This is a genomic window from Paenibacillus zeisoli (genome assembly GCF_003994465.1).
GTDB lineage: Bacteria > Bacillota > Bacilli > Paenibacillales > Paenibacillaceae > Fontibacillus > Fontibacillus zeisoli.
Map to the genome: position 1 here is coordinate 163816 of NZ_RZNX01000002.1, position 26618 is coordinate 190433.

Consider the following 26618-nt stretch of genomic DNA (forward strand, 5'->3'; position numbering starts at 1 on the left):
GGAGGAAGCCTTGATGATCAAGGCTTCCTCCTTTTAGCAACATTAAAGAGCTAACTTTATTATTTAAAAACCTTCACACGCTCTTCAAGCGGCTGGAATTGTTTCTCACCGGCTGGAGCTGCGACTTTCCCGAAAGGAAGCTGGGCTCTCAGTTTCCAAGACTCTGGAATTCCCCATTCGGCTACGATCGCTTCGTCGATGATCGGGTTGTAGTGCTGCAGGGAAGCGCCAAGACCTTCCTGTTCAAGTGCAGTCCAAACTACGAATTGAAGCATACCGGAGGATTGTTCAGACCAGATCGGGAAGTTATCTGCATAAGCTGCGAACTGCTGCTGCAGGCCCGCAACCACATTCGTATCCTCGAAGAACAGAACTGTGCCGTAGCCCGCACGGAAAGATTCCATTTTCTCAGCTGTAGACTTGAAATTCTCATCATTATTTACGATTTTGCGAAGGATTTCTTCGGTATGGTTCCACAGCTTGTCATGCTGTTCACCCAGCAGAACAACTACACGGGCACTTTGAGAGTTGAAAGCAGAAGGAGTATGTTTAACAGCTTCGTTCACGATTTCTTGAATTCTTTCGTCAGAGATTGGGGATTCTTTGCTGATTGCATAAATACTACGTCTGTTTTTCACCGCATCGAAGAATGTATTTGACATTTGAATACCTACCTTCTTTTAGTTAGTTATTTACTTTTTAAGTGTAGCATACGTTTTAAATTGAACACAAGTATTTCCCTGAATCTCCCTAAAAATTAATAGCCTCATTTAGAATTACCCGATCCTTCTATATCTATGCAGCAAAAAGAGCGTACATCCGTATGCTACATACGAATAGTACGCCCTATAGGTGACTGGTTCAGCAGATGATTATGATTTAGGCAGCTGGAATGAGCTCTTCAGGGAGACAACCAGGTTGAACACTGGCTCTCCTGGCTTGGAGTGCTTGCTGTCCACATTGAAGTAGCCATGACGGAAAAATTGAAATTTATCCTGCGGTTTGGCATCCTTCAGTTCAGGCTCCACATAACCCTGAACGAGGGTCAGGGAATTCGGATTGATCTGATCCAGGAAGGTCTTCTCTTCCGCTCCTTCTGACTCTGCTTCGCCCTCACTGTCCTCTTCAAGAATCAGCGGCTCATAGAGACGGAACTCGGCTGGAACCGCTGATTTGGCATCCACCCAATGGATGGTTCCCTTAACCTTGCGCCCGGTAAACCCGGTACCGCTCTTCGTCTCCGGATCATAGGTACAATGAATCTCCACTACATTTCCGGCTTCATCCTTGATGACTTCATTACACTTAATGAAATAAGCGTGCTTCAAGCGGACTTCATTGCCAGGGAAGAGCCGGAAGTATTTGTTCGGCGGATTCTCCATGAAGTCGTCTTGTTCAATATACAGCTCCCGGGAAAATGGTATTTGGCGGTTACCCATTTCCGGGTTCTCCGTATTGTTCTCAGCTTCAAGCCATTCCGTCTGATCTTCCGGATAGTTCGTGATGACTACTTTAAGCGGATGCAGGACGGCCATCGAGCGCGGTGCCTTGAGCTTAAGATCCTCCCGGATAAAGTGATCCAGCATCGCGGGATCGACTATCCCTTGGGCCTTCGAGATTCCGGCTTCATAGACAAAGCTCTTGATCGCATCCGGGGTATATCCACGGCGGCGCAGACCCGAGATCGTTGGCAGACGCGGATCATCCCAACCATCGACAATTCCCTCATCCACGAGCATTTTGAGTTTGCGCTTACTTGTAACGGCTGAGGCCAAATTCAGACGGCCAAATTCGTATTGATGCGGTGCATGAGGCATCTCAGTCTCCGCAATGACCCAATCGTAGAAAGGCCGTTGATCTTCAAACTCGATTGTACAAAGGGAATGGGTAACCCCTTCAATGGCGTCTTCCAGCGGATGCGCGAAGGCATACATGGGATAGATACACCAGGTATCCCCGGTGTTATGGTGGGCTGCATGTGAGATCCGGTAAATGACAGGATCTCTTAGGTTAATATTAGGGGAAGCCATATCGATCTTGGCACGCAGTACCTTCTCCCCGTTCTTGAATTCCCCTGCACGCATACGGGTGAACAAATCGAGATTGTCTTCAATAGAACGATTGCGGTAAGGGCTGTCTTCACCAGGCTCTGTAAGCGTCCCGCGCTTCTCACGGATCTCGTCCGCACTAAGGTCGTCCACATAAGCTTTCCCTTTATTAATCAGCAGGACTGCACGGTTGTACATTTCTTCGAAATAGTCGGAAGCAAAGCGAAGCTCTTCCCATTCAAATCCGAGCCATTTCACATCTTCCTTGATCGAGTTAACATATTCGACATCTTCCTTGACCGGATTGGTGTCATCGAACCGCAGATTTGTTCTGCCCCCGAATTCATCGGCCAGGGTGAAATTAATCCAAATGGCTTTGGCATGTCCGATATGAAGGTAGCCGTTAGGCTCTGGAGGAAAGCGGGTGACAATCTCCTTCACCTTCCCGTTCTTCAGATCTTCCGTAATAATATTTTTTATAAAATTCGGAGGTGTGCTCGCATGGGTCACAGTATCTCCACCTTTCCAACTGGTTTCCCTATAGTTTATTTCATTTAAATATACCGATAACTGTCCAATAGTTCAATGACTACACCCTACATGTGTGCATTCCCGGATGAATCCTTTGATATTCTCAGCCAACTTCGATATAGTGTCAATAAAAAGACGGTATTTCCGTCAGAATGAATTTCAGGTAAAGGAGCTGCAGCACATGGTAAAAGTTTTATTCGTCTGCTTGGGCAACATCTGCAGATCACCAATGGCGGAAGCCATGTTCAGACATTTGATCAAGCAGGAAGGCTTGGAGAAGCAATTCCAAATCGATAGTGCAGGTACAGGAGACTGGCACATTGGCAATCCGCCGCATCAAGGCACTCTGGACATTTTGAAGAAATATCAGGTCAGCTCTGACGGGCTTTTCGCAAGGCAAATTACTCTGCAGGATATGGAGCAGTTCGATTACATCATTGCTATGGACGAAAGCAACGTTCAGAATATGTACAAGCTCTCCGGTAAGCAAGGAGACCCTAAGACTTTCCGTCTGCTCGACTTTACGAAAGAGCTTCCGGTCAGGGATGTGCCGGACCCTTACTTCACGGGAGACTTCGAAGAGACTTATGATCTGCTGACCCAGGGCCTTAAGGCCTTACTGGCACATATCAAGCAGGAGCAGGGTATTTCATAATTTAGCTTGGTTAACAGGACTCCGCTTGCGCCTTAAAGACAGGCCCTGGTGAAGTCAGTCCCCGCCCAGGTGCAGCATGGAGGATAACCCTCTATCTCAGAATTCCGGCCTTTCGCCCGACTTAAGTTGAGAAACCGGGTACCACAGCAAAATGTCATCCACATATCTGCCATTGAGATAGAACTCCTCCACGAGCCGCCCCTGCTCTATAAACCCACAGCTGCGGTAGAATTCAAGCGCCTTCTCGTTCGTAGCCAGAACCCGGAGACTGAGCTTGCGCTTTCCTTGCAGAGCAGCATACTGCTTCATTCCGTCCATCAGCGCCCTTCCGATTCCTAACCGCTGATAGGAGGGATGCACCGCAATATTAATCTCGTACACATGATCGTTGCTCTGAAGTGGCGTCGGGCACAGAAAGCCCAGATACCCGCATACGATTCCCTCCATGTCCGCAACCAACTGCGAACCGGGGGGATTCAGCTGCAGGAAGCCTTCCCGGGTGACCGGCTGCAGGACAGCAGGGGTCGTCTCTGAATTCCATACAAGCTTATCAATTTCTATCAGCTGCGCCGCATCCCTGAGCTCGGATAAACGAATAGTCGCTTGTCCTAATTCCATCCTCTATTGCCTCCTTTTCAGCCCACCTGGGTCTCTGGATTTCACTCGCACAAGCGGGTTCAAGAAATCCGGAGAGGGGTGGCGGCCGAAAGTCTAAGCGTTTCCCCATAATTACGATTGTGCCCATCATACAGCCATTTGAACGGCCCCATATATAAATAAAAAACCCAGCTCTTATGTTAAAAGCCGGGTCGATTCCCTGACAATGAGCTCTGCCGGGAAAATTTTATGAGCATGAGTAACCTTCTTATGAATCATATCGAACAATATGCGTATGGTCTCTTCCGCAATCTCTTCCACTGGCTGCCTAATGGTCGTAATGGATGGATTATAATAGAATGAGATATCCACGCCGTCAAATCCGGCAACAGAATAATCCTCGGGCACTCTCTTGCCGCCCTCGACCAAAGCTTTGCATGCACCAATGGCCATGCTGTCGGATACGGCATATATGGCCGTGAACTCCTCTTCGGATTGTAGCAGCTCTTTTGTAACCACATAGCCATTTTCCATTGAATAGCTCTCGATATCTTCCTTCATGCAGAGTACCAATCGATCATTCAGCTCGACCCCATGATCCTCCAGCGCTTTCTTATAGCCCTCATACCTTAGCTTCCCGATACTTACATCATCCATAGGAGCTGTAATGATCGCTATTTGCTTATGGCCCAGGCCGCACAGATAATCTACCATCTTGTAGCTTTCTTTGTAATCATCCACCGCGACATAAGAATATTCATCCGGATCGAATTCCTCAGTCATTCCTATTGTGCTGAGAACGAAAGGGACGGTCAGCTGATCCAGCTTTTCTTTAGGATGCAGGAAGTTACCGCCGAGAAATACGATTCCCTTTAGACGCTTCTCCTTAACCAGTTCAATCGCAACCTCAATCTCATCCTGGTTCTCATCGACTCGCTGGAGAATGAATGAATATTTCTTGGTCTGGATTTCTTTCTCGAACACCTGTATCATGCGGTTAAAAAAGGCGTTGGTGATCCCTTTGATAAGTACCGCAATGGTCTTGGAAGCAGCGCGCTTCAAATTCCTTGCGCTGTTATTCGGGACGTAATGATTCTCTTTAATCACCTGCATAATCATTGCTTTGGTCTCTTCATTAATGTCAGGATGATTATTAATTGCTCTTGAGACCGTAGTAACGCCGACTCCACACATTTTAGCAATATCTATAATCGTAATAGCCATATTTATTCTTTCCTTACGTTGTAGTCTCCATGATTCATGCAACTACATCCTTTGTTTTTTGTAATCATAAATATAGCAATTAAAGAAGCAAATGACAATAAACCGATAGGGCTTCACGAAGCCCATTTTCTCATCAAAATAAAAAGCAGGGTACTCTTGATTAATTCAAATCAAGAAAGCTACCCTACTAATTTATTGACTTTTAACCTTTAACTGCTCCAGCCACTACACCTTCAATAATATACTTCTGACAGAATAGATAGAATATGATAATTGGCACAATAGCCAGCACGAGCATAGCCATCATGGCGCCCATATCGATTGAACCATATCCGCCTTTAAGGTATTGAATCGCCAGCGGAATTGTCTGATATTCGGTACCAATGACCAATTTAGGAAGCAGATAGTCATTCCAAATCCACATTACGTTAAGAATCGCTACTGTAATCGCAATCGGCTTCAAGATCGGGAACACGACTTTGAAGAACGCTTGAACCGGACCACAACCATCAATCATGACAGCCTCTTCAACCTCAAGAGGTATGGATTTCACAAATCCGCTGAACAGGAAGACGGACAGACCTGCACCAAAGCCCAAATAGATGAAAATAATTCCGATCGGGTTGTCGAGGTGCAGCATGTTAGCTGTCTTCGTCATCGTGAACATAACCATTTGGAACGGAACGATCATCGAGAATACAAAAGCATAGTAGATAATACTTGAAAATTTCCCTTTAACACGGGTAATATACCAGGCCGTCATTGCTGTCAATAACACGATAACGGCTACCGAAAATACCGTAATGAACACCGACATCCCAAATGCACTGAAGAAGTCTGTCTTAGCTACCCCACCCGTATAGTTCTCGAGACCAACAGATGTTGAGCCATTCGGTAATTGAAAAGGTGTATCACTGATGAAGAACTTCCCTTTGAAGGAGTTCAACAGAACGATGAATATAGGAGATAAGAATATAATAGACAGAATCAGCATGATAATGAAAATAATATAATCTTTCGCACGTGCCTTTTGCATTAATTCTCAACTTCCTTTCTTCTGGTTATGACGAGCTGCACCAAGGCAATAAGTGCTACCAGGACGAAAAACACAGTCGCTTTCGCCTGACCTACGCCTTCCCAACCGACTCTACCATAGAAAGTATTATAGATATCCAGAGCCAACATCGTAGTTTGCTTTGCTGGAGCTCCGGCCGTGAGTGCCAAGTTTTGGTCAAACAGCTTAAATGAGTTAGACAAGGACAAGAACAAACAAATTGTAATGGAAGGCATTACCATTGGCAGTGTTACACTGCGCAAAATTCTGAAGCGGTTAGCTCCATCAATTTGAGCTGCTTCCATCAAATCTTTAGGTACGTTCTGAATACCGGCGATATAGATAATCATCATGTAACCGATCAGCTGCCAGTTCATGAGAATAACCAGTCCCCAGAACCCGTAATTTGCATTGGAGGTCATTGTAAGATCGTAATGAATAAGAACACCGTTAATAATAAGCTGCCAGATATAACCTAGCACGATACCGCCTATCAAGTTAGGCATGAAGAAAATCGTTCTGAATAGATTGGTGCCTTTTTTGCCGCGGGTTAGAAGCAGACCCAACAAGAAGGCGAGCACATTGATTGAGATTACAGACACTACGGTGAACTTAACCGTAAACCAAAGAGCATTAAGGAATTCCTTGTTAGAGAATGCCTTGACGTAATTTCGAAAACCTACCCATGTGGCGTCATTTACCGTGGTGAACTTTGTAAAGGACAAATAAATACCCAGTATGAATGGAATTACAAATATAACTAAGAAAGCTAGTATGGTTGGTAATGCAAAAAGAGCAAAATATTTTTTTATCGACTTTTGCATATTCCTACTCCTTATCCAGGATTAATGGTTATGCCACTGTGCGCCAGAAGGTTCACAGTGGCATAATTTAGATCTCTAATTTATTTTTATTTTTCTTTTTCAGACTTCCAAGCATCTTTAACGATCTTCTCTACGTCAGCCCACTGCAGGCCACCTTGAACATATTGCAGCAATGCATCGCCAAAGGTGTTCTTGAAGTCTTCACTTGGGAATGCAGCGAATGTCCAAGGCACAGTGTTCAGACCTTTGCTCATCCAGTTGCTAACTTCTTTAGCAAGCGGATCTGCTGGTCTTTCGTTCTCTTTGAATGTGTTGAAAGGAGCGATGAAACCAAGTTCTTTAGTTACATAGTTCTTACCTTTGTCACTAGAGAACAACCATTCCAAGAAAGCAATAGATGCTTTTTGCTTCTCAGGAGATACTTTGCTGTTCACTGCGAAGTAGTTCTCAGTACCGATAGCCAGACCTTGCTTCTCTTCCCCTGGAACGCCAGTGTAGATAGGCATGAACTTAACGTCATCAGCTTTAACTACGTTACCGGATACGCCATTGATTTGGGACCAGCCCCAGTTACCGTTTTGAACCATTGCGGATTGACCAAGAGCAAATTCAGCCATGGAGTCAGCTACAGTTTTGCTTCCCAGCAATGTTTTCTTAGTTACAGAGTTGTTAGTGTACAGGTCGAAAATGTTTTGGAAGTTCTTGCCGTACTTGAATGTAATTTCGTTGGATTGAATTCCAGCTTGGATTGGATCCTTAATGGAAGTGTTATCCTTGAATTCATAGTACAAAGGAATGTTAGCCAAGTGAGACTGCCATCTCCACTGCTCACCTGCACCCAGGGAAGTAGAAGAGAATACGCCTTTAATACCAAGCTCATCTTTCTTCGCTTGCATGTCTTCAACAACAGCTTTCAGCTTGTCAAAGTTGTTAACTTCAGCTACAGAAGTGTATGGAACCGCTTTATTTGCAAGTGCAAAGTATTTCTTCATGATCGCGTCATTGTAGATGATGCCGTAGCCTTCTACAACGTAAGGGATACCGTACACGCCTTCTCCGTCTTTAACAGCCAGGCTGTTGTCTGTCAGGTAGCTGTACAATTTGGTATCTTTCAGATCCAAAGTGTAGTCTTTCCAAGATTGGTAACCAACAGGTCCGTTAATTTGGAAAATCGTAGGGGCATCTGATTTCGCGATTTCCGATTTCAGCGTAGTCTCATAAGTACCACTCGCTGCAGTTACAACTTTAACTTTAACACCAGTCTCAGCTTCGTAATCTTTAGCGATTTTGTTGTAAGTCTCAGCAATTTCAGGCTTGAAGTTCAGGAAGTAGATCTCTTCTTTAGCCGTCGTCTTAGTACCTTCGCTTCCATTTTTAGTTGGCTCTTCTTTGCTGCTGCTGCAACCTACAGCAAGACCTGCGAGCAAAGTCATGGAGAGCATGAGCGTTAGCCATTTCTTCATCTTCATTCTTCTATTTCCCCCTTGTTTAGTACATTTTATTTCGCGAATTGAATGCGTTTCCGTGAATATTATCGAAAACTGATGGTAACGCTTCCGATAACCTTATCGGCATCAATTCCGGTAACGTTTTCAATTGCAGTGTTATAGTAACATATTAAATTTTACTTGGCAATAAATTTATTGTAACTATTTAGGTATAACTGCTAACCCCTTCGACTAGCAGTTATACCTTGATTCTGAATGCTTGTACGGGTTCCCTGAGGGGCCTTAGATGCTGCTTAGTTCAATCAATAGTATAGGTATGCAGCTTCATATAGATGCTTCCTTCCCCGCATGTCCGCGGTTCATCCACGAATGTACCCCAAAGGAACCTACAGACAAAGCCGCAATTATCACCGACAACCAGGCTACCGGACTAAGTCCGCCTGAGTCGTAGAGGACTCCCATTGCATATGGGCCGACCACCCTTCCGGCTACCCCCATCCCTCCAACCAGTCCTAAGTAGAACGGAGCGGCCTTACCCGTATGATCGGAGATGAAGGCAGGAATCGCCGGAGAGATCAGCATTTCTCCGAAAGTAGTCAGTACCATCGCCATGATCAGAACCGGGTAAGACTGCACACTGAGAATGCAGATATAACCGAGCATGTAGAATACTGCACTTCCAAGCATTTGCGATTGCGGGGTTCCAGCTAAAATCTTCTTAAGCCAGCTGATGAAGGGCTGTCCCGCAAAAATTAATATTCCGTTCAGGGTCCACAGAATACTGTAATTCCATTCCGGAAGTCCTGCTGAAATTGTGAATGGAGCCACGCCATTATTCCAGATGCTATTCCCAAGCCACAAGAAGAAAGAGCCTGTCCCCATGAAGAAATATACCGGGTACCTCCGGATTAACTTCATCACTCTTTCCTCCGAATGTGATTGCCTGCGTCTTTCAAGATGAAGACCACCCTGATTTTTCTCTGCTTTGTTCAAATACAAATAAAAGAAACCCGCGAATATAAGTGATGTCAGTCCATTCATCACAAAGCTCAAATTATAGGAAATCTGAGCAAGCACGCCGCTAAGTGAGGTACCCAAAGCTACGCCGATATTGTTGGCTACATAGATGATATTGAACAATTCCCCGCGCCGGTCCGCAAATCGAAAACCGACAAAGGCTTGTATGGCCGGCATCGATAAAGCATTGCAAAAACCGACCATCAGCATCAATAGCATAAAGATCTCAAAATGCTTACTTGCAAGCGGTAGCAGCCCAAGAGCCAGCGCATTGAGTGCTAGGGACCCCACAATCAGCCGCTTAACTCCCACCCGGTAATAAAGAGTCCCGCCCAGCACCTGGCCAGCAATTCCGCCGAGTGACTGTACCAGAATCGCAAGCCCTGCGTCGGTCATACTATGCCCCAGCTCTTTGAAAATATACATTGTAATCAGCGGCCACATCAAAGCACTCCCTGCCGCATTGATCAGGCTGGCCAACAGAAAGACTTTCACTTCTCCCGGATAAGTCTGCAACCATCTCATCACCTATGACACTCCCATCTGTCTCTTGAAGCCAAGTCTGCAATTAAGCAAAAGCAAAAAGGAACCCCGCGGGGCTCCTTTCGAGGACATTTATAATATCCAAACGCCTATTTCAATCGTCAGTCTTCTGCCCAGGTTAACAGTATCCTTCATAACCATCGCTCCTGCAAGCACATAGGCTGACGCTTTACATCATTAACATGCAGTGTCAGAGAAGCCCTTCAGTTCCGCTTCACATCCACTACTGTGGAGAAGAAAGTAGCTCCTCCTCCCATGTCCGCCAAACGGCTCGGGGTAAGCGCATTGGCGCGCTGTCTCCCGCCATCCGCTTCCCACCACAGCCCCGGGCTGACTACTATACCCGGGAGCATTTTGGCTGTGACTACTGCTTTGACAACAAAGCTGCCGCGGTCATTCCAAACCATGACCCTATCGCCATCATCAATCCCCCTAGGCTGTGCATCCTCCGGATGAATCTGCAAGGTCGGTTCCTTCTCGAGCGACATTAGCTTCGGGACATTGGCGAAGGTAGAATTCAGGAAGCTGTGATTCGGCGGAGAAATGAACATCAGCGGATAGGCCGCCTCCTGGTCTGGGCGTCGCTGTCCATCATAGCCCTCATGCAGCGGGACATAAGTCGGAAGCGGCGGCAGACCCGCCTCGGCCAGCTGCGCGGAGAACAGCTCAATTTTGCCGGATGGAGTCGTCAGCCGTTCCAGATAGTGCGCCCGTTCCTCCATATTAAGCTGTACGAACCTACGATCCTTCAGCGCTTCGTAAGTAACGCCTTTAAGGTATGGGTTATCTTCATACTGGAGCGCAGCCTGAATCATTTCAGATTCCGTCTCCTTGAAAGCCTCCTCCTCAAAGCCCATGGCCTCAGCCAGCAGCTTGAAGGTCTCCACATTGCTTTTGCTCTCCCCGATCGCGGGGATTACCGGTTCCTGAAGCTGCACATAAGTATGCCAGTACGATGTATACAGGTCCGTATTCTCAAAGGTTGAAGTGGCTGGCAGCACTATATCTGCGTATTTGGCCGTATCTGTGATGAACAGGTCATGAACGACGGTGAACAGATCTTCGCGCAGCAGCCCCTGTTCAACCTTATTTGTCTCTGGGGCCACCACAGCCGGGTTGGCACAGTAGACGAATAAGGCATGAATCGGAGGATCCAGCTTCAGCAGAACGTCGCCCAGCTGATTCATACTCACGATTCTCGCGTCCGGGTTCGGCCGCAGATCAGGCCGTTCGAGGGCCTTGCTGTCCACGGTTCCATATGGCCCGTTGGATTTAAAAGCTCCGCCCCCTTTAACCAGCCATTGACCGGTCAGTGCAGGCAGACAGGTGATGGTTCTGACGGTCATCCCGCCATTGTCATGATGCTGAAGTCCATTGCCAATGTGAATATAAGCCGGGGAAGTCTCCCCGTATAACAAGGCAAGCTTCACAATATCTTCCGCAGACACACCTGTAATAGAGGAGACAAGCTCCGGTGTATACTCCCGAACATGCTCACGCAGCTCCTCATGACCTACGGTATATTGGGCCATGAACGCCTCATTTACCAGCCCCCGGTCGAACAGGACATGCATCATGCCTAAAGCAAGGGCACTGTCTGTTCCCGGATACAGCGGAATGAACCAATCGGCTCGCTCTCCAGTCCGGTTGCGGTGCACATCGATCACAACCAGCTTGGCCCCCCGCTTGCGCGCTTTCTCAATGATTGGAATCATATGCATATTGGTGCTTACAATATTGCCGCCCCATACAATGAAGAGCTCAGCCTCCGCAGCATCCTCCGGAATTGTTCCTCCGCCGAATCCCATCGTGTACTTGAACCCCGCATTGCCCGCGGCATTGCAAATTCCCTGCTGGAGCCTGGTTGACCCAATCCGGTTGAAGAACCTCCGATCCATGCCATCAACACTGAGAATACCCATATTGCCATAGAAGCTGTAGGGAAGTATAGTCTCGGGTCCATGCTCAGTGATCAACGCTTTGTATCTGAACGCAATCTCCGTTACAGCTTCCTCCCAGGAGATCCGCTTGAATTTGCCCTCTCCCTTCGCACCTACACGCCTCAGCGGATAGAGCACCCGCTCGGAATGATATATCCGTTCCGTCATATTCCGGACTTTATTACATATGGCCCCCCCAGTAATCGGATGGTCGGGGTTGCCGGTTACTTTGACAATTCTTCCTTGTTCTTTATGCAGTAATAACCCGCAGGTATCCGGGCAATCCAGTGGACACACTGCGGGGAATATTCCATTCTCTTGTTCTATCAAGCTCATCTCTCCCTTTACCCTGCTCAAATCTATCATAAAGGGAGATCTAGCCGACTGCAAAAAAATTATTCATATCCGTTTCAACTTCAGACAGGGGAGGTAATATAAGTTAAAGTGCATTTGTTCTTTGAACTGATCATCTCGATTCAAAGGACACTCCCTGAATTCAGCATAAAACAAGGTTACTCCCCCTAACCCTGCTTTATGCTGAATTTTTTGTATTTTCAGAAAACTTAAAATTTATACCGCACTCTTACGTAAAGGCTCTGTGCCCCTGGACTCCTGCGGGGCGACGACGATTTTCTCACCGTTGTTCCGCAGATAGGCGATGTAATAGGCCGCAGCAACGAAGACGGATCCTCCTACCAGGTTCCCGAGCCATACCGGAACGAAGTTACCGAAGTATTGGGCCCAAGTATAATGACCTGCGAAGATCGCTGCCGGAATCAGGAACATATTGGCTACTACGTGCTGGAATCCGATGGCCACGAAGGACATGGTCGGGAACCAGATGGCGAGGATTTTGCCGCTCATGTTATCAGCTCCGTAGGATAACCATACCGCAAGCGCCACCAACCAGTTACAACCGATCCCGGATACAAAAGCTTCAACAAAGGTCGCATCTAGCTTGTGACCCGCCATCTCCACAGTCTTGGCCAGATAAGGTCCGGTCTCTGTCAGCCCAGCTACATGGCCGAAGAAATAAGCTACGAATAGAGCACCGAGAAAGTTGCTTATCGTAATTAGAATAATATTCACGGCACCCTCACGAAGCGTGATCTTTCTGGCCATCCTGGCAAGGGGGACCGCCATCATATTCCCGGTCAGCAGCTCTCCTCCCGCCAGCAGCACCAGAATTAGCCCGACGGGGAATACGGATGCTCCAATAAAAGTAGCAAAGCTGCCCCAAGCCTTCGGTGCACTCGCAATCACACGTATATCAAGCAGAAATCCCAGGGCAATGAATGCTCCCGCCAAAAATCCAAGAATCAACATCGTAACCAACTTGTTATGCGCTTTGTGTGTGCCATTCTGAACCGTTATCTCTGCAATTTGGTTCGGTTTATAATAAGCCATCGCAAAGGCCTCCCTCAGTAGATTTATCTCTCACTCCAATCTTATTGTAGTGCGTGCCCCCGGCGTAAAAAGTAACAAAAGTCATAGTTAGTGAATATTTTCACATATTTAATAGCTTGATATCTGTATGAAAAAAGCCGCCCTCCCTTTCGGGAAGACAGCTTGAGGTGTAAGTTAGCAATGGTTAACAGGATTATACGTGAGCGGGCTCTTTCGATGGCACAGGAGGAAGCGCCTGAAGTCCTGCGGTGTTCAAGAAATTCCATGGCTTGTTATAATGCGGCTGGAAGAAGAAGTCGATAAAGGCCAGCTGCTCCATCTTCATATTGTTCTGAACGCAGACCGAGATCGTATTGATCGACTGGGTAAGATCAGCCTTCGACATGAGCTGCGCCCCGAGAATGCGCCGGGTTTCCTTTTCAAAAACCACTTTCAGCTTAACGGGTTCATGTGTAGGCATGAATTCAGGGCGGTAGTTCTCATTGATGATGACTGCTTCTGCATCGATCCCAGCCTCTTTTGCCGCCACTTCGGTCAGGCCAGTTCCGGCAATGTTATCTTCATAAATCTTAATACCCGAAGTCCCCTGAGTTCCCATGTACGAAACGGTAGGCTCTACCAGGTTACGAGCCACAAGTGTACCCATACGAACCGCATTAGTTGCCAGCGGAATATAAGCATGCTTCTTGGTTGGATTATAGAAGACCGCGCAGCTGTCGCCAGCGGCATACACATTCTTCTTACTCGTCTGCATGAACTCATCCACGATGATCGCACCGTTATCCAGCATATCCACTTGGCCTTTCAGGAGGCCCGTATTCGGGCGGAAGCCGATACACATGATGACAAGATCCGCGTCATATTCACCCTTGGAAGTTACGACTTTAGTGACATTGCCATTCTCCCCTTCGAACCGGGTTACTTTCTCCCCAAGCGCAAGCTTGATGTCATGTTCCTCCAGGTTCTTCTCGATGGCATCAGTAAATTCCGGATCCAGGTATTTGCTGAGAATGCGTTCTTCAGCATCAATCAGGGTGACTTTCTTGCCATTCAACTGAAAGGCTTCAACCAGCTCCACTCCGATATATCCGGCGCCCACAACCACGATATTGCGCGATTTCTCAGCTTTCTCGATAATCGTGTTGGAATGATTCCAGTTCTTCGAGAGAACAATATTATTAAGCTCACTTCCTTCAAATTTAGGTACAATCGGCCATGAACCGGTAGTTACGATGAGCTTGTCATAGCTGTCCTCAAACTCTTCACCGGTCTGAAGGTTACGTGCAACCAGCACGCTCCGGTCCGTATCTACACTTACCACCTCATGAAGCATCTTCGTATTCACACCAAGCTCTGCAAGCTGCTCAGGCGAAGAGTAGAAAAGGCCCTGCGGGTCTTTGACCATACCACCTACATAGAGTGCGATCCCGCAAGATAAGAAGGAAATATTGTCATTGCGTTCATACACAGTGATCTCGGCCTCCGGATACAACTTGGCGGTGTTAACAATGGCTGCGGTTCCTGCATGGGTACATCCGATAACTGCTACTTTCATGATTTCTTCCTCCTCCATATTTATCAGCAAAATGTATTAATTCGTTAGGTTATTCGTCTTATTGTGAAAAAGTTCACTTTCAAATCTGTGATCTTGTGAATTAATTCACCTTATGATGCTATTATAGTGTGATTTTTTTCACATTACAATAGGTTGATACGTTATTCACATAACGTTCACAATACACCGCTTTTTTGCCCTTATTTGTAGTTGCGCAATTCCAAGCATAATATGGAGGTTCCTGGTCGCTGCTTCTTAGCTGAAGCCGCTGTATACCTAGTCTCTCCGCAGAGCCTGCGGCCTATCCTCTTCCTGATTTCTTTTAAAAGGGGGATTATGCGGGTAATGGAATGAATACAGGGAAAGATTAATATTGAATTATGTGACGTGAATTCTGATAAGGAGGCCGGGTTCATGAAAACCATTTTTGTTGCCGGGGCACACGGAGGAACGGGAAGACGGATTGTTCGTGATTTGATCAATGCAGGATACCGTGTGCATGGATTGGTAAGAACAGAAGAACAAGCAGCAGCTATTCGGGAGACGGGCGCTGAACCTTTTATCGGAGATCTGAACGGGGTGTTCTCAGATGGGCTTAAGGGAGCGGATGCGGTGATCTGTGCGGTAGGCTCTGGTGCCTCAGGCAATCCGGAAGAAGTCGACCATTTGGGGACAGTACGGCTCATTGAGCAATCCATGCTGGATGGCGTGGACCGGTTCGTTCTGATCAGTTCGATCGGCACCCTTGCTCCTGAGCAAATGCCGGAGTTGCTGAAGCCCTTCCTGCTTGCCAAACGGCGTGCTGAGAAGGTGTTGGAGGAGAGCAAACTGAACCACACCATTATTCGTCCGGGTGGACTCACGAATGAACCTTCAACCGGGCGGGTGAAGGCAACTATTGGAGTTACACAGTCTGGACGAATCTCCAGAGATGATGTTGCCAAGGCGGCGGTTCTCGCCCTGTCCCTCCCCCAGACCGAATCCTGCGAGTTCGAAATCGTTGAAGGGGACGTCCCTCTGGAAGAAGCACTAATGCAGCTTAGCTCCCTACAGAAGGATCGCTCCGAATAAGTAAAGTTTCCTCTCATGACAAATAAGCCGTCTCCCTTCAAGGGATGCGGCTTATTACTTGTCACTTGGCCAAAGGAGACTGGATCAACATCAATGGCCTCTATGCTTGTCCTTGGCCTTCTGCCGTGCGATTTCCCGCTTGCGCTCCTTCAGTTCTTCGCGCTGCGCCTTGCCAATCACCCGCTTCAGCTGCTTGCGCTGCTCCATCTGCAGCTTAATCGCCTGCTCGGCATAAGTCCCCACGCCATGAGATCTGCTCTCTTCGGCTGCAAGCCTCTGCAGCCGCTTGGGATTCACCCGGCGAGTGGGGAGCTGCTTGCCTTCCACTTCGGCCGTCATCGATTCCATCAGCGCAGCCAGATGCTCACTGATGAATTCAAGCACCTCGGCATCTGCCGGTTCGGAGCCGAACACATACCGGCCGGCCCGGACTTTGCCACCGGCCTCCTCCTGCACTACACCTACCCAATATGGACCTTCGTAATACACTGTTAACTTCATACCTGTTAACCCCCTCTGTTCTTACGAAAGCGAGGGACATCCCGAGGGGGGAAGGTTACTGCTCCCTTACAGTTGAGCGGATGACACGCTTATGACCATAGAGAGGTCCGGACTACCAACCGGACTGTGTTTTTACGCCTTCATGGTTATGATACGAAAAAGCACGTGCAGCTGCAATCCGTATTTCCAAAAGAAAAAGGACCGCTGCAGTGCGTGCAGAACGATCCTTTATTTAGCCTGGGCGGCTGCCATGATGGAAGCCGCCTTCTCTTCACGCTGCTGACGTGTCAATTTTGGACAGGAGTAGCAATAGCCATGGCCCGTATCGGTACGGTAAGCCAGGCAGCAGGTGGGCTTCATCTGCGACAGCTGGCCGGGATTATAGGGATCATCAATCCATTTCGGCTTGTAATCGAAAGGGTTCCTGGCGAGCCCAAAGATGGCTGAATCAACATCCTTGATCAGATACTCATAATCCTCCTGCAGCCGGATGCGATCCGCTTCCTGTTCCAGCGTATCCCCAATATGCCTCAGATAATAGGCAACTCCAAGCGGCAGCTGTCCCCAGATCTGAGCTGCTGGAAGCCCCGACACGCTGGCAAGCACCTCGACTACTGGACGAAGGGTATCTCTATAGAAACTCTGGATAGCTTCTGACCTCCAGATGTTCCTGTCCTGTTCCGGCCAGGGGTGCTCAGCGGCGTTCAGCAGTCTAAAGAATATAGAGGGATATCCATTCCTCCTGCTAATATGCAGGGTCAAATTGGTCAATGAGAGATCCAGCCTGTTCTCAGTCAAGGAGATCATATACTGAAGAGTGACACCTAATCCTCTCCATGCCGAAGCGAAATAAGTGGCAGCGACCTGCAGGTCCTGTCCCTTGATCTCGACTTGGTAGGCCTTAAGAAAAGCAGCTGCTGCCTCCTCCGTAAGCAAATCAGAAGCCGGCATGCTTAGAACCGCATCCAGAGGATCTTCTCTCACCATGCAGAACAATTGTTCAAAAAGTTCATAATTGAGTTTCAAGATTGTCCCTGCCCTTCTGTGACCTGGCTTATAAGCCCCTAATTATCTTGAGGATGCCGCTCGCATCCCCACACGGCCATGCTGAGCAAGGGACTTCTTGGCTGGCCGGGGTTCATAAGTCCGGTAAGCAAGATCATACGGCAGACACAGCGGAACTCCGCTGCGGGGATCTATAACGATATCCGCTTCAATTCCAAATACTTCGCGAAGCACATCCTGGGTTACCACCTCTTCAGGAGTGCCTGCAGCTATCGCCTTACCTCGCTTAATCGCTATGACGTGATCGGCATAACGGGCCGCATGGTTCAAATCATGAACGACCATAACGATCGTACGATTGGCTGTAGCGTTCAAGCGTTCAAGCAGGTGGAGTACCTCAAGCTGATGGGCCATATCCAGGAATGTAGTAGGTTCATCGAGGAATAGAATCTCCGTCTCCTGGGCCAGAGCCATCGCAATCCAGGCACGCTGACGCTGTCCGCCCGACAGCTGATCAAGAGGCCGGTCAGTGAATTCCAGCATGCCTGTCGCTTCAATCGCCCACTCAATTACCTGCTTATCCTCCATTCTCAAGCTGCCGAAACCCTTCTGGTAAGGGAACCGGCCATAGGAGACAAGCTCATACACGGTCAGGCCCTCAGGAGCAGTCGGATTCTGCGGGAGAATAGCCAGCTGCTTGGCTACCTCACGGGTAGATTGTTTATGAATAGACTTGCCATTCAGGATGACACTGCCGCCTTTTGGCTGCATGATCCGGGCCATAGTCTTAAGAATTGTCGATTTGCCGGAGCCATTCGCTCCAACAAGAGCTGTTATTTGGCCGTCAGGAATCTGTATGTTCAAATCTTCTACAATTAATCGTTCTTCGTAAGCTATATCCAAGTGTGAGGTCTGTAACGATACCATAATTTTTCTCCCTCTCCGGTAAGCTGTAGTCTCAATATGGTTGATAATCATTATCAGTATATATTTAAAGATAGTGATAATGATTATCAATGTCAATAATTATTTTCATTTGAGCAGCTCTTTTATTCATGCATCACTGACAACGCGGCTAATTTTCGTTCATAATAGAGGCTGATTCTACATACCCCATAGATGTAATCCCAGTGCAATGAGCAAGATCCCACAAGTTAAGACATAATGCCGTCCATGGTTCTTTCCGTACAAAGCAATCCCATTAAAAATACGGGAACCCACCACGAATGCTGCGCTCCCCAGTAATATTCCTAAAGCGATGCCCTTACACAATTGAACGAGCCCGAGCAGCAGCATGGCAGCGTGAGCAATCATGAACAATGTGAGAGACCATTTTCTTGAGGAGGTCAATTCTAAGAAGATGTTCGGGGTAGTGATATTTTTTCTGCGAATGATAACAGTTCCAGCTCCAGCCAAACTCAACCCGCCAAACAAGATAAATATTAGGCTACTAACCATAATACCTCAGTCCCTTCAACGATTTAGGATCAGCTTATAACGTGGGGTCAACCCCATGGCAACCTTCATTTTTGTTGAAATCAGTTTGTCTGGACGAGAATAGAGGAGTAGAGAACTTTTGAAAATAAGTGAGTTTATCAAACATGCAGGAACTACGAGGGATACCGTACGTCACTATGAAATGTTAGGCTTGATCAAGCCAGAGTGGGTTCAAGGCAGAAGAGATTATACAGACAAGCAGCTAAGTGATATGGACGCTATTATGGAGATGAAATCTATGGGCCTTGAGCTAAAAGAAATCCAAATGATCGTTAGTCTCAAAAGCGAGAGAGGCTGCGGGTCGGGGGCTTTGATCGAGGGTGTAATTAACAAGCTGACTGATCAGTTCACGGCTCTTCTTCGTGAGGAAGAGAGGCTGAGACAATCCAGGCAGGCAATCGAAGCCGTGCTGCACGAATTGAGGAGCTTACACGCTCAAAATGCAAAAGAGCAGCCTACTCCCTAAGGGTAGAGCTGCTCCTTATAATTAAAAACATGGGACTAGCTTAGTCCGCTGCTTGTGCAAGACGAACGAGCAGATGCGCAAGCTTATGGCGCTGATCCTGATCGCCGACTTTCCAGAGCTCCTGCAGAAGCTTCTCTTCGCTGTTGCGAGGCTCTTCTTTCTCCGCCAGGTAACCCGCGATTTTCTCAGCCGCCTTAGCCATCATTTCCTCGCTAAGTCCGATATTTTGAGCAAGTTCAACTCTTTCAGAAAGATATTTTTTGAAGGATTGGAAATCGCTCAAAATTTTATCCTTTTGGCTATCATCCATCCGATCCAACGCATTATCGACCTTATTCAGTGCAACTTCGCCTTCTTTGTTAACAGCATGTTCTTGTTCAGACATGGTACTGCCTCCTTTGGCTGATTGAATGAGTTGTGTGCGTGCGTGTACATACCTTCATAACCCATAGGAATGATGGATGAATCATTTATTACTAGTCAGGGAGTCCCAGATACTTTTACTGCATTATAATATTCTTCGAGCGTAATCCCCTTGCTTGTAACATCCTGCGCAATATCCTTGCCTACATAACGAATGTGCCAAGGCTCGTATTTATACCCTGTAATAGATTCCTTGCCTTCCGGATAGCGAATGATAAAGCCATACTCCTGAGCATGTTCCTTCAGCCACTCAGCTTCTTTGGTTCCCCCAAAGCACGATTCCGCCGCACACTTTCCATCGCTTCCAGATACATCAATAGCCAGCCCCGTCTGATGCTCACTGTATCCAGGTACAGCGCTGTAGGTCTTAGCCTTCTCCAAGCCGTCCTTCTTCACATAACGATTGAACAGACTGGTCTGTGTCTTCTTGGAACGGTATGCCGATACTCCAGCCAGAGAAATTCCGTCCTTCTCGGCACCAGCGAACATCTCCTCAAGAGCGGCTGCTGCTTCCTTGCGCATCTTACGCTTGTCGATCTTCTCACTGAAGGTGAACGGGACGTTCGGGTATACCAAGTCCTTCGGCTCATAATCGTCCGGCAGGCCAAATTGCTTGTTCACTAGGACCGCATCGCTTTCCGGATCGGTTGCGGTCTCCTTCAAGCCTTCACTATGACCCTCGGACTTCACGGTACCCTTCTCTCCCGTTCCCTCAGTAGTATTTCCCGTTTGTGTTCCTGAAGATTCAGAGGGAGCGGATGCCGGTTCAGTAACCTTCCCTTGACCCGTCTCAGTTCCTGGGGTCTGCTGGGCTGACGATGACTCCGGGGTCTTGGTGCTGGACGGAGCATTATCCTTCGCACATCCGGCCGATAGGGCTGCTGTGAGCAGGAGCGCCACCGCTGTCATGGACAGTCGGACCATACGGCTTGACTTGCCAGACTCTGCGGTATGAGACTGTATCTCTTCTCGTTGGTTCTTCATCCTTGTGGTTCCTCCTGTCATCCGGACTGAGCCGGTTCTCTATATAATTTAGACTGATCCTGCGGAAAAAAGTTACATGTGAGGCTTGGGTCACCAGCTTGAGAGTGCAAAGATACTGCGAAAACCCAGGCTGGAGCCTCGGCTTGCCTCCTGCGCTGCGTACACAGCAAAAGCCGGCTCAATGGATGAGCCGGCTGCATGCAAGTGCCTTACCGCTTGCCGCCTCTGCGGCTGCGGTCACTGCCGCCGGCACGGCCGCCTTGGCCGGCCTGCCGGGCGGACCCGCCCTGGCGCGGCTTCGAGCCGCCGCGCCCGCGGGAATCACCGCCGCCAGGGAACGGCGGCGCGTCGCTACGGCCGGCCGAGCTGCGCCGGCCGCCGGACTGTCCGCGGCCCTCGCTGCTCGCGCCGCGGCTGCTGTAGCTGCTGCGCTCGCCGCCGAAGCCGCGCTCGCCTCCGCGAGCACCATCGCTGCGCTCGCCTCTGCTGCGTTCGCGTCCGCCGCTGCTGCCGCTCTGACCGCGCTCGCCACCGCTGCTGCGCCCACGGTTGCCGCTCTGGCCGCGCTCGCGCCCGCCACTTCGGCCGCCACTGCTGCGGCCTCCGCTGCGCTCACTGCGGCGGGAGCCTTCGCGCTCCCCGCTTCTGGAGCGGCCCTCTCCTTCCTCGTGGCTCACCGAGGACTTCTTCACCGCCGTGAAGGAATGGCTTGATGGCTCGTAACGCTCTCGGTCAATCCGCTGGTTAATACCGCGCTCAATATCCCGAAGCTCTGGCATATCCTTTGGCGCTACAAAAGTAACCGCGAGCCCCTTCTCCCCTGCACGGCCTGTCCGGCCAATCCGGTGAATATAGCTCTCATGATCCTGGGGAACATCGTAGTTGTAGACGTGGGTTACGCCTTCCACATCGATTCCGCGGGCCGCCACATCCGTAGCTACCAGGAACTGCAGCTTCGCATTCCGGAAAGAACGCATGACCTGTTCCCGCTTCGCCTGGGAGAGATCACCGTGTAATTCTCCCGAGATATAGCCTCTCTCCTGCAAGGCTTGATTCAGTGCCTTGGCCCGGACCTTCGTCCGGCAGAAAACTACGGCTAAATAAGGATGGTCGCGCTCCATCATATCGACGAGGGCATCTTCCCGGGTACGGTCCGTACATTCAATAACCAGCTGGCGGATATTGCCGCGCGGAATATGGTCCTGCTTGGACGCAATCCGTACATCCTGCGGCTCCTTCATATACACCTTGGCCAAATTTCTTACCTTCTCGGGCATCGTTGCCGAGAACAGCATCGTCTGCCGGCTTCTTGGGATGGAGCGCATAATGCTCTCCACTTCCTCGAAGAATCCCATATGCAGCATTTGATCGGCTTCATCGAGTACCAGCATTCTTACCTTATCGAGCTTCAATGCTCCGCGTCTCATATGGTCAAGCAGTCGTCCTGGTGTACCAATGACAAGCTGGCATCCTCCCTGCAGCTTGCGCAGTTGGCGCTCCACATCCTGGCCCCCATAAGCCGCAAGCACGGACACACCCTCACGCCCGGCAGCAAGCTTGCGTGCTTCAGCTGTAATCTGGATCGCAAGCTCCCGGGTCGGTGTAATTACCAAAGCCTGAGCGTTATCCAGCTCAGGACGAATTTTGTGCATGATCGGAAGAAGGAAAGCCAGCGTCTTGCCCGTACCCGTCTGAGCCTGGGCAATCAGATCATGCCCCGCGAGCAGCTTTGGAATCGATGCTTCCTGAACAGGCGTGGGGCTCGTAATCCCCTGTTCCTGCAAAATATCATAAAAGGCGGGCAGAAAGCCCCAATCTTGAAATGTTGTCAAATGCATTCACCTCATAATTCAAATAGTCGTACATCCTTCGCACTCATTGTAACAAGGTTTCCCGCTACAAACAAAAGACCGGGTACGCCCCTTGCCAGGCGTTCCGGCCTTTTCATTATTTCCAGTATAACACGGTTTAGCTGTCAGTAAGCTTCAAATTAACACTTATTTAGCGCCTGCCTATCCGGATATCCGTGCCGCCCACTTTGCGGCTTGCAGCAGCAGCTTGCGGTACACCGGATGCTGGAAAGCTGGCTGATCATTACCCGGCATCAAGTATACGACACGGCCAAGACCATAAGCATGCGCCCAGGCTGCCGGATGCCATTCCCCATCGGCACTGTACTCCAGCAGAATCGTCTTTTCCGTAAAAGGATCGAATTCAAAACGGTAAGGCTCATCTTCGATCTTGAAGCTTTCAATTCCCAGAGTAATATCATGCCCAGGCTCGGTAACACGCAGCTCCAGCGTTTGTCTTGAGCGGTGTGCGGTATGCTTGGCTCCAATGAGCTGAGCGATCTCGTAACGGGTATCCATGATAATCCCATTATGTAGAATAAGGAGACCGCCTCCCCCGCTGACAAATGACAGTAGACCCCCAGTCTGCTTCAGTGACAGTTTCTCCGTCCAGCTGTCCAGATAGGATATGCACAGATCAAATGCACCGAGATTGTTATATTCAAACATATGGTTGTTCTCACTGCACTGCACGCTTAAATAATCCTGCAAAGTATGGGTGATTTCCGCGTCCACACCTTGCAGAGGGTGAAATTTGGGATGCGTATAGTCCCCGATCAACAGCGCTTTTTTCTTATTCATAGGTCATCTCCTCACGCAGGGGGCCTTCTAGACAATGGCTCATTCTGCATTTAATTCAATGTATCCTTAAGCTTAAAAAATGGCTGGCTTTCGCCGGAGTAATATCGGGCCAGCTCTACCATCATGCTGCCCATTCGTTCCTCCCGGGGAGCAACGATCCGTGGAATCCCAGCTTCCACAAGGCCTTGCGCCGTAACCTTCCCAACGGCTACCGCTACGACTGGCCCGCTAAGTGCTTCGATTAATTCGGTTAATCGGCCGCTTCGGGCGGCGTAATCCATCAGGAATCTGACCTGCGGAGTACTGGTGAAGGTGACCGCATCAATCCTGCCTCCGAGAAGGTCAGCGAGCAGACGCTCCAGACTCTCGTCTGCAGGTGGAATGTGACGGTAAGGCAGGATTTGCAGTGTTCTCGCTCCCTGCTCCTCCAGCCAATGGATCAGCTTAGGGGCAGGATCACCATGAAGCTGGATCATGACCGTTTTTCCTTTGAAATCGTATGCGGAAAGTGCCCGTATCAACCCTTCTGTACTGCCATCGTCATCCCGAACCAAGGGCTCAAGCTGCCGTTTCTTGAGTCCGTTCACGGTCTTGTAGCCTCTCGCAGCGATCGAGGTATTACGGAGAAGATCCCAGTATTCACCGGCAATCCCCATGTCTTCTGCCATCTCGAACAGAGCATCCAGACCTACGCCTGTCGTGAATACGGCCCAGTCGGGACGGTTCTCCACCCAGGCTACCAAGCCGTTACGCAGATCCGTATCATCGAGGAATACGGTACCCTGCGCCGGAAGGATGAGTGGGATACCTCCCATATTTTCGACCAATTTACTTAGATCCTCTGCTTTCCTGGGACCTGTAAGTGCGATTCTCTTCCCTTCAAGTCTCCTTGCCATCGTTCTCCCCCCAGTGCTTAACCTGGCTTAAGCTTTTCTACTGCTATCAGCTTATACGAGACCGAAAAGGTTGTAAATCGTTCTAAGGTATTCTTTCCTTCAATCCTGACTTTTAACATATTCCGGAATGACTAAAAGGACTGTTGTCAGGTCAGCGTGTGATAACCTGGCAAACAGTCCTATTGTCCTTATCTGGAAATATTACGAAATCTTGAACTTGCCTACGAGCTCCTGAAGCTGATCTGCCATCCGGCTGAGATCGGCCGACGAGGAAGCAATCTCCTCTACAGAAGCCAGCTGTTCCTCGGCTGCCGCAGAAATGGTCTGCGTGTTCCCCGCCGATTCCTCAGAAATCCGGCGAATCTCGGTGATCGAAGCATTCACCGTTCCGGCACCGTCAGCCAGCTGGACAGCGGCCTCATTTACTTCGTCCACTTTTCTCGCTACTTCCTTAACCGCTTTGCGAATCCGTGAGAACGAACGTCCTGTCGAATCTACCGCTAATATGCCCTCTTCTACCCGCTTGACTGCATGATCCATCGAATCGATCGCTCTCTTCACTTCACCTTGAATTCCTTGGATCAGGTCACCAATCTGATGCGCCGATTGCTCGGAATCGGTGGCCAGCTTACGGACTTCTTCAGCTACCACAGCAAATCCACGTCCATGCTCTCCGGCTCTGGCTGCTTCAATGGAAGCATTCAAGGCCAGAAGATTCGTCTGCCGGGCAATTCCCGTAATTACGCCGACTATTCCTCCGATATGATCGGTATGACTGCTCAATGTCTTAATAACCCCGCCCAATTCCTCCACCGTCTGGTTAATGTTCTCGATTTTCTCGACAACACGGATTACCGAGGTATTCCCGTCTTCGGCAGCTTGAATCGTCTGACCCATCTTGCTGGTCACATCCTTCAGATTGTCGGACATGTTAAATACTTGGCCTGTCATGTCCTCTACCCCGTCGGATCCTGTCTCCACACTTTGAAGCTGGCGCTCGCTCCCTGCAGCTACCTCCTGAATCGTAATCGTCACATGCTCAATGGCCCGCGTCGTCTGCTCCGCACCGGCGGAGAGCGCCTCTGCAGATGTGCTTACGTTATTGGTAGTCTCTTGAACATGTAGAATCATGTCCCGCAAATTATGCACCATGATAGAGAAGTTCCCTGCCAGGTCGCCGATTTCATCGTTGTGCATCACCACAACATCTGTCGTAAGATCTCCCTGGCTCACGCTCTCTGTCTCTTTCTGGAGACGATGAATCGGTCTGATAATGGAGCGGATAATGAAGACAATCACAGCACCCGCCAGCGCAAGAGAACCCAGCAACACAGATATAGAGACAATCAGACTTGTTGATGCCGAGCCATTAATTTCGCTCTGATCCCGGATTCCTGCAATTCTCCAGCCTGTTGAGGCATTCTCCACCGTAAGGATTTTAAGGGTCTTATCATCCCCGGCGTAATTGATCTCGTCCATATTGCCGTCGGACTTATAGATTTCATTGATATAAGCTTCCTTAGCGGCTGCCCCCTGCTTGCCAGAAGGATTCACCACATACTGCTTCTTGCTGTCGAGAATTACAATGTACCCTGTCAATCCGAGCTTCATCGCTACGGATCTCTGGAGGACCTGAAGATTCAACGTCAGGCTCAGCACGCCGGTTCCGTCTTTTAATTGACGGGATATGTATACAACGGGGGTCTTCTCTTTATTGACGAATACCGGGCTAATGAACGTGGTGTCCGCCGTTTTCATTGGATCATTGAACCACGAGCTCTTCAGAACTTCGGCAGGCGTATCTGTCATTTTCCCGTCTGTCGCCTGGATCAAAGTGCCCTGCGGAGTGGCCACAAAAACATTTTCCACATCCGTATTAAGACCTAAATATTCATCCAGCTCGCCTACCAGCTCCGGCTTACCCTCTTCTGTCAAGTCGTCCGGTGTAATGTTCCTTCCCAGAAATTCGACATTAAGTGTTTTGTCGGAAATCTTCTCATCAACCAGCTGATTGATTAGCTTGACGGTCTCTTTGGAGTTATTGGTAACTTCTCCAATCATGGAACCGGCAGAGGTCACAAAAATCACCGTGCCAATAAGAATGCTCGGAACCAGCAGTATTCCTGTAAAAGCAAGTATCAGCTTCTTCCGAATCGTAAATCTGTTCTTTCTCTTGTTCTCTGTTTCTTTATTTTTCTCTTTTTCTTTCTTTTTCAAGAGAAATCTCCCTCCTACTCTTCGTTTCAATAGTTCATTTCTATGAACTACTTGAACTTCTATC

Annotated in this window: 23 protein-coding genes; 3 read left to right on the forward strand and 20 right to left on the reverse strand. The window is 48.8% G+C overall.

Annotation, left to right across the window (positions count from 1 at the left end; genetic code table 11):
- Positions 1–59: 59 nt before the first annotated feature.
- Entirely contained in the window at positions 60–662 is a 603-nt protein-coding gene (locus EJP77_RS06750) for a nitroreductase family protein (RefSeq protein ID WP_127198457.1), read from the reverse strand.
- Positions 663–872: 210 nt separating this feature from the next.
- On the reverse strand, positions 873–2558 hold the full coding sequence (locus EJP77_RS06755) for a glutamine--tRNA ligase/YqeY domain fusion protein (protein WP_127198458.1): 1686 nt from the start codon (positions 2556–2558) through the stop codon (positions 873–875).
- A gap of 202 nt (positions 2559–2760) precedes the next feature.
- Between EJP77_RS06755 and EJP77_RS06760 the strand changes: the two genes are divergently transcribed.
- A complete protein-coding gene (locus EJP77_RS06760; protein WP_127198459.1) occupies positions 2761–3234 on the forward strand; it encodes a low molecular weight protein-tyrosine-phosphatase in 474 nt (157 codons plus the stop codon).
- A gap of 96 nt (positions 3235–3330) precedes the next feature.
- Here the strand turns inward: EJP77_RS06760 and EJP77_RS06765 are convergent, their stop codons facing one another.
- From EJP77_RS06765 to EJP77_RS06805, 9 genes are all read right to left on the reverse strand, one after another.
- On the reverse strand, positions 3331–3852 hold the full coding sequence (locus tag EJP77_RS06765) for a GNAT family N-acetyltransferase (RefSeq protein ID WP_127198460.1): 522 nt from the start codon (positions 3850–3852) through the stop codon (positions 3331–3333).
- Between the two features lie 174 nt (positions 3853–4026).
- Positions 4027–5055 (reverse strand): LacI family DNA-binding transcriptional regulator, encoded by a 1029-nt coding sequence (locus EJP77_RS06770; protein ID WP_127198461.1) that lies wholly within the window; start codon positions 5053–5055, stop codon positions 4027–4029.
- A 202-nt stretch (positions 5056–5257) separates the two neighbouring features.
- Positions 5258–6091 carry a carbohydrate ABC transporter permease gene (locus tag EJP77_RS06775; RefSeq protein WP_127198462.1) on the reverse strand — a complete coding sequence of 278 codons (834 nt, stop codon included), beginning with the start codon at positions 6089–6091 and terminating at the stop codon, positions 5258–5260.
- Positions 6091–6933, reverse strand: a complete 843-nt coding sequence (locus EJP77_RS06780; protein WP_127198463.1) for a carbohydrate ABC transporter permease — start codon at positions 6931–6933, stop codon at positions 6091–6093. The genes EJP77_RS06775 and EJP77_RS06780 overlap by 1 nt, the downstream gene beginning before the upstream one ends.
- Positions 6934–7019: 86 nt before the next feature.
- A complete protein-coding gene (locus EJP77_RS06785) occupies positions 7020–8402 on the reverse strand; it encodes an ABC transporter substrate-binding protein (RefSeq protein WP_127198464.1) in 1383 nt (460 codons plus the stop codon).
- Between the two features lie 303 nt (positions 8403–8705).
- Positions 8706–9923, reverse strand: a complete 1218-nt coding sequence (locus EJP77_RS06790) for an MFS transporter (RefSeq protein WP_127198895.1) — start codon at positions 9921–9923, stop codon at positions 8706–8708.
- 221 nt (positions 9924–10144) lie between these two features.
- A complete protein-coding gene (locus EJP77_RS06795; RefSeq protein ID WP_127198465.1) occupies positions 10145–12217 on the reverse strand; it encodes a molybdopterin-containing oxidoreductase family protein in 2073 nt (690 codons plus the stop codon).
- Positions 12218–12451: 234 nt separating this feature from the next.
- Entirely contained in the window at positions 12452–13288 is an 837-nt protein-coding gene (locus EJP77_RS06800; protein WP_127198466.1) for a formate/nitrite transporter family protein, read from the reverse strand.
- A gap of 193 nt (positions 13289–13481) precedes the next feature.
- Positions 13482–14843 (reverse strand): FAD-dependent oxidoreductase, encoded by a 1362-nt coding sequence (locus tag EJP77_RS06805; protein WP_127198467.1) that lies wholly within the window; start codon positions 14841–14843, stop codon positions 13482–13484.
- Positions 14844–15257: 414 nt separating this feature from the next.
- On the opposite strand from EJP77_RS06805, the gene EJP77_RS06810 reads away from it, so the two are divergent.
- Entirely contained in the window at positions 15258–15914 is a 657-nt protein-coding gene (locus EJP77_RS06810; protein WP_127198468.1) for an SDR family oxidoreductase, read from the forward strand.
- A gap of 90 nt (positions 15915–16004) precedes the next feature.
- Here the strand turns inward: EJP77_RS06810 and EJP77_RS06815 are convergent, their stop codons facing one another.
- The 3 genes from EJP77_RS06815 to EJP77_RS06825 all read right to left on the reverse strand — a co-directional run bounded on the left by EJP77_RS06815 (position 16005) and on the right by EJP77_RS06825 (position 18347).
- Positions 16005–16415: a YjdF family protein gene (locus tag EJP77_RS06815; protein WP_127198469.1), complete on the reverse strand. Its 411-nt coding sequence runs from the start codon at positions 16413–16415 to the stop codon at positions 16005–16007.
- 228 nt (positions 16416–16643) lie between these two features.
- Positions 16644–17441: a (2Fe-2S)-binding protein gene (locus EJP77_RS06820; RefSeq protein WP_127198470.1), complete on the reverse strand. Its 798-nt coding sequence runs from the start codon at positions 17439–17441 to the stop codon at positions 16644–16646.
- A 42-nt stretch (positions 17442–17483) separates the two neighbouring features.
- Positions 17484–18347, reverse strand: coding sequence for an ABC transporter ATP-binding protein (locus EJP77_RS06825; RefSeq protein WP_127198471.1), 864 nt, complete (start codon positions 18345–18347; stop codon positions 17484–17486).
- A gap of 649 nt (positions 18348–18996) precedes the next feature.
- Here EJP77_RS06825 and EJP77_RS06830 point away from each other — a divergent pair.
- Complete coding sequence (locus tag EJP77_RS06830) at positions 18997–19383, forward strand: MerR family transcriptional regulator (RefSeq protein WP_127198472.1); 387 nt, start codon at positions 18997–18999, stop codon at positions 19381–19383.
- A 40-nt stretch (positions 19384–19423) separates the two neighbouring features.
- Here EJP77_RS06830 and EJP77_RS06835 read toward each other — a convergent pair whose 3' ends face one another.
- The 6 genes from EJP77_RS06835 to EJP77_RS06860 form a co-directional block, all read right to left on the reverse strand.
- Positions 19424–19768 (reverse strand): DUF3243 domain-containing protein, encoded by a 345-nt coding sequence (locus tag EJP77_RS06835; RefSeq protein ID WP_127198473.1) that lies wholly within the window; start codon positions 19766–19768, stop codon positions 19424–19426.
- Positions 19769–19863: 95 nt separating this feature from the next.
- A complete protein-coding gene (locus tag EJP77_RS06840; RefSeq protein WP_127198474.1) occupies positions 19864–20790 on the reverse strand; it encodes a M15 family metallopeptidase in 927 nt (308 codons plus the stop codon).
- Positions 20791–20999: 209 nt separating this feature from the next.
- Positions 21000–22628: a DEAD/DEAH box helicase gene (locus tag EJP77_RS06845; RefSeq protein WP_127198475.1), complete on the reverse strand. Its 1629-nt coding sequence runs from the start codon at positions 22626–22628 to the stop codon at positions 21000–21002.
- A 174-nt stretch (positions 22629–22802) separates the two neighbouring features.
- The gene (locus EJP77_RS06850) at positions 22803–23441 is read right to left on the reverse strand and encodes a ThuA domain-containing protein (protein ID WP_127198476.1); all 639 of its coding nucleotides are present in this window, start codon (positions 23439–23441) and stop codon (positions 22803–22805) included.
- A 50-nt stretch (positions 23442–23491) separates the two neighbouring features.
- Complete coding sequence (locus tag EJP77_RS06855; protein ID WP_127198477.1) at positions 23492–24337, reverse strand: uroporphyrinogen-III synthase; 846 nt, start codon at positions 24335–24337, stop codon at positions 23492–23494.
- Positions 24338–24538: 201 nt separating this feature from the next.
- On the reverse strand, positions 24539–26554 hold the full coding sequence (locus EJP77_RS06860; RefSeq protein ID WP_185897213.1) for a methyl-accepting chemotaxis protein: 2016 nt from the start codon (positions 26552–26554) through the stop codon (positions 24539–24541).
- Between the last annotated feature and the right edge of the window lie 64 nt (positions 26555–26618).

What these genes read in the sequence shown, in the direction of transcription:
- EJP77_RS06790 (WP_127198895.1), bottom strand. Translation starts at nt 9,923, where the DNA reads ATGAGATGGTTGCAGACTTATCCGGGAGAAGTGAAAGTCTTTCTGTTG.
- EJP77_RS06825 (WP_127198471.1), bottom strand. Translation starts at nt 18,347, where the DNA reads ATGGTATCGTTACAGACCTCACACTTGGATATAGCTTACGAAGAACGA.
- EJP77_RS06760 (WP_127198459.1), top strand. Translation starts at nt 2,761, where the DNA reads ATGGTAAAAGTTTTATTCGTCTGCTTGGGCAACATCTGCAGATCACCA.
- EJP77_RS06840 (WP_127198474.1), bottom strand. Translation starts at nt 20,790, where the DNA reads ATGAAGAACCAACGAGAAGAGATACAGTCTCATACCGCAGAGTCTGGC.
- EJP77_RS06855 (WP_127198477.1), bottom strand. Translation starts at nt 24,337, where the DNA reads ATGGCAAGGAGACTTGAAGGGAAGAGAATCGCACTTACAGGTCCCAGG.
- EJP77_RS06805 (WP_127198467.1), bottom strand. Translation starts at nt 14,843, where the DNA reads ATGAAAGTAGCAGTTATCGGATGTACCCATGCAGGAACCGCAGCCATT.
- EJP77_RS06810 (WP_127198468.1), top strand. Translation starts at nt 15,258, where the DNA reads ATGAAAACCATTTTTGTTGCCGGGGCACACGGAGGAACGGGAAGACGG.
- EJP77_RS06785 (WP_127198464.1), bottom strand. Translation starts at nt 8,402, where the DNA reads ATGAAGATGAAGAAATGGCTAACGCTCATGCTCTCCATGACTTTGCTC.
- EJP77_RS06780 (WP_127198463.1), bottom strand. Translation starts at nt 6,933, where the DNA reads ATGCAAAAGTCGATAAAAAAATATTTTGCTCTTTTTGCATTACCAACC.
- EJP77_RS06815 (WP_127198469.1), bottom strand. Translation starts at nt 16,415, where the DNA reads ATGAAGTTAACAGTGTATTACGAAGGTCCATATTGGGTAGGTGTAGTG.
- EJP77_RS06845 (WP_127198475.1), bottom strand. Translation starts at nt 22,628, where the DNA reads ATGCATTTGACAACATTTCAAGATTGGGGCTTTCTGCCCGCCTTTTAT.
- EJP77_RS06775 (WP_127198462.1), bottom strand. Translation starts at nt 6,091, where the DNA reads ATGCAAAAGGCACGTGCGAAAGATTATATTATTTTCATTATCATGCTG.
- EJP77_RS06770 (WP_127198461.1), bottom strand. Translation starts at nt 5,055, where the DNA reads ATGGCTATTACGATTATAGATATTGCTAAAATGTGTGGAGTCGGCGTT.
- EJP77_RS06765 (WP_127198460.1), bottom strand. Translation starts at nt 3,852, where the DNA reads ATGGAATTAGGACAAGCGACTATTCGTTTATCCGAGCTCAGGGATGCG.
- EJP77_RS06795 (WP_127198465.1), bottom strand. Translation starts at nt 12,217, where the DNA reads ATGAGCTTGATAGAACAAGAGAATGGAATATTCCCCGCAGTGTGTCCA.
- EJP77_RS06800 (WP_127198466.1), bottom strand. Translation starts at nt 13,288, where the DNA reads ATGGCTTATTATAAACCGAACCAAATTGCAGAGATAACGGTTCAGAAT.
- EJP77_RS06835 (WP_127198473.1), bottom strand. Translation starts at nt 19,768, where the DNA reads ATGTCTGAACAAGAACATGCTGTTAACAAAGAAGGCGAAGTTGCACTG.
- EJP77_RS06850 (WP_127198476.1), bottom strand. Translation starts at nt 23,441, where the DNA reads ATGAATAAGAAAAAAGCGCTGTTGATCGGGGACTATACGCATCCCAAA.
- EJP77_RS06750 (WP_127198457.1), bottom strand. Translation starts at nt 662, where the DNA reads ATGTCAAATACATTCTTCGATGCGGTGAAAAACAGACGTAGTATTTAT.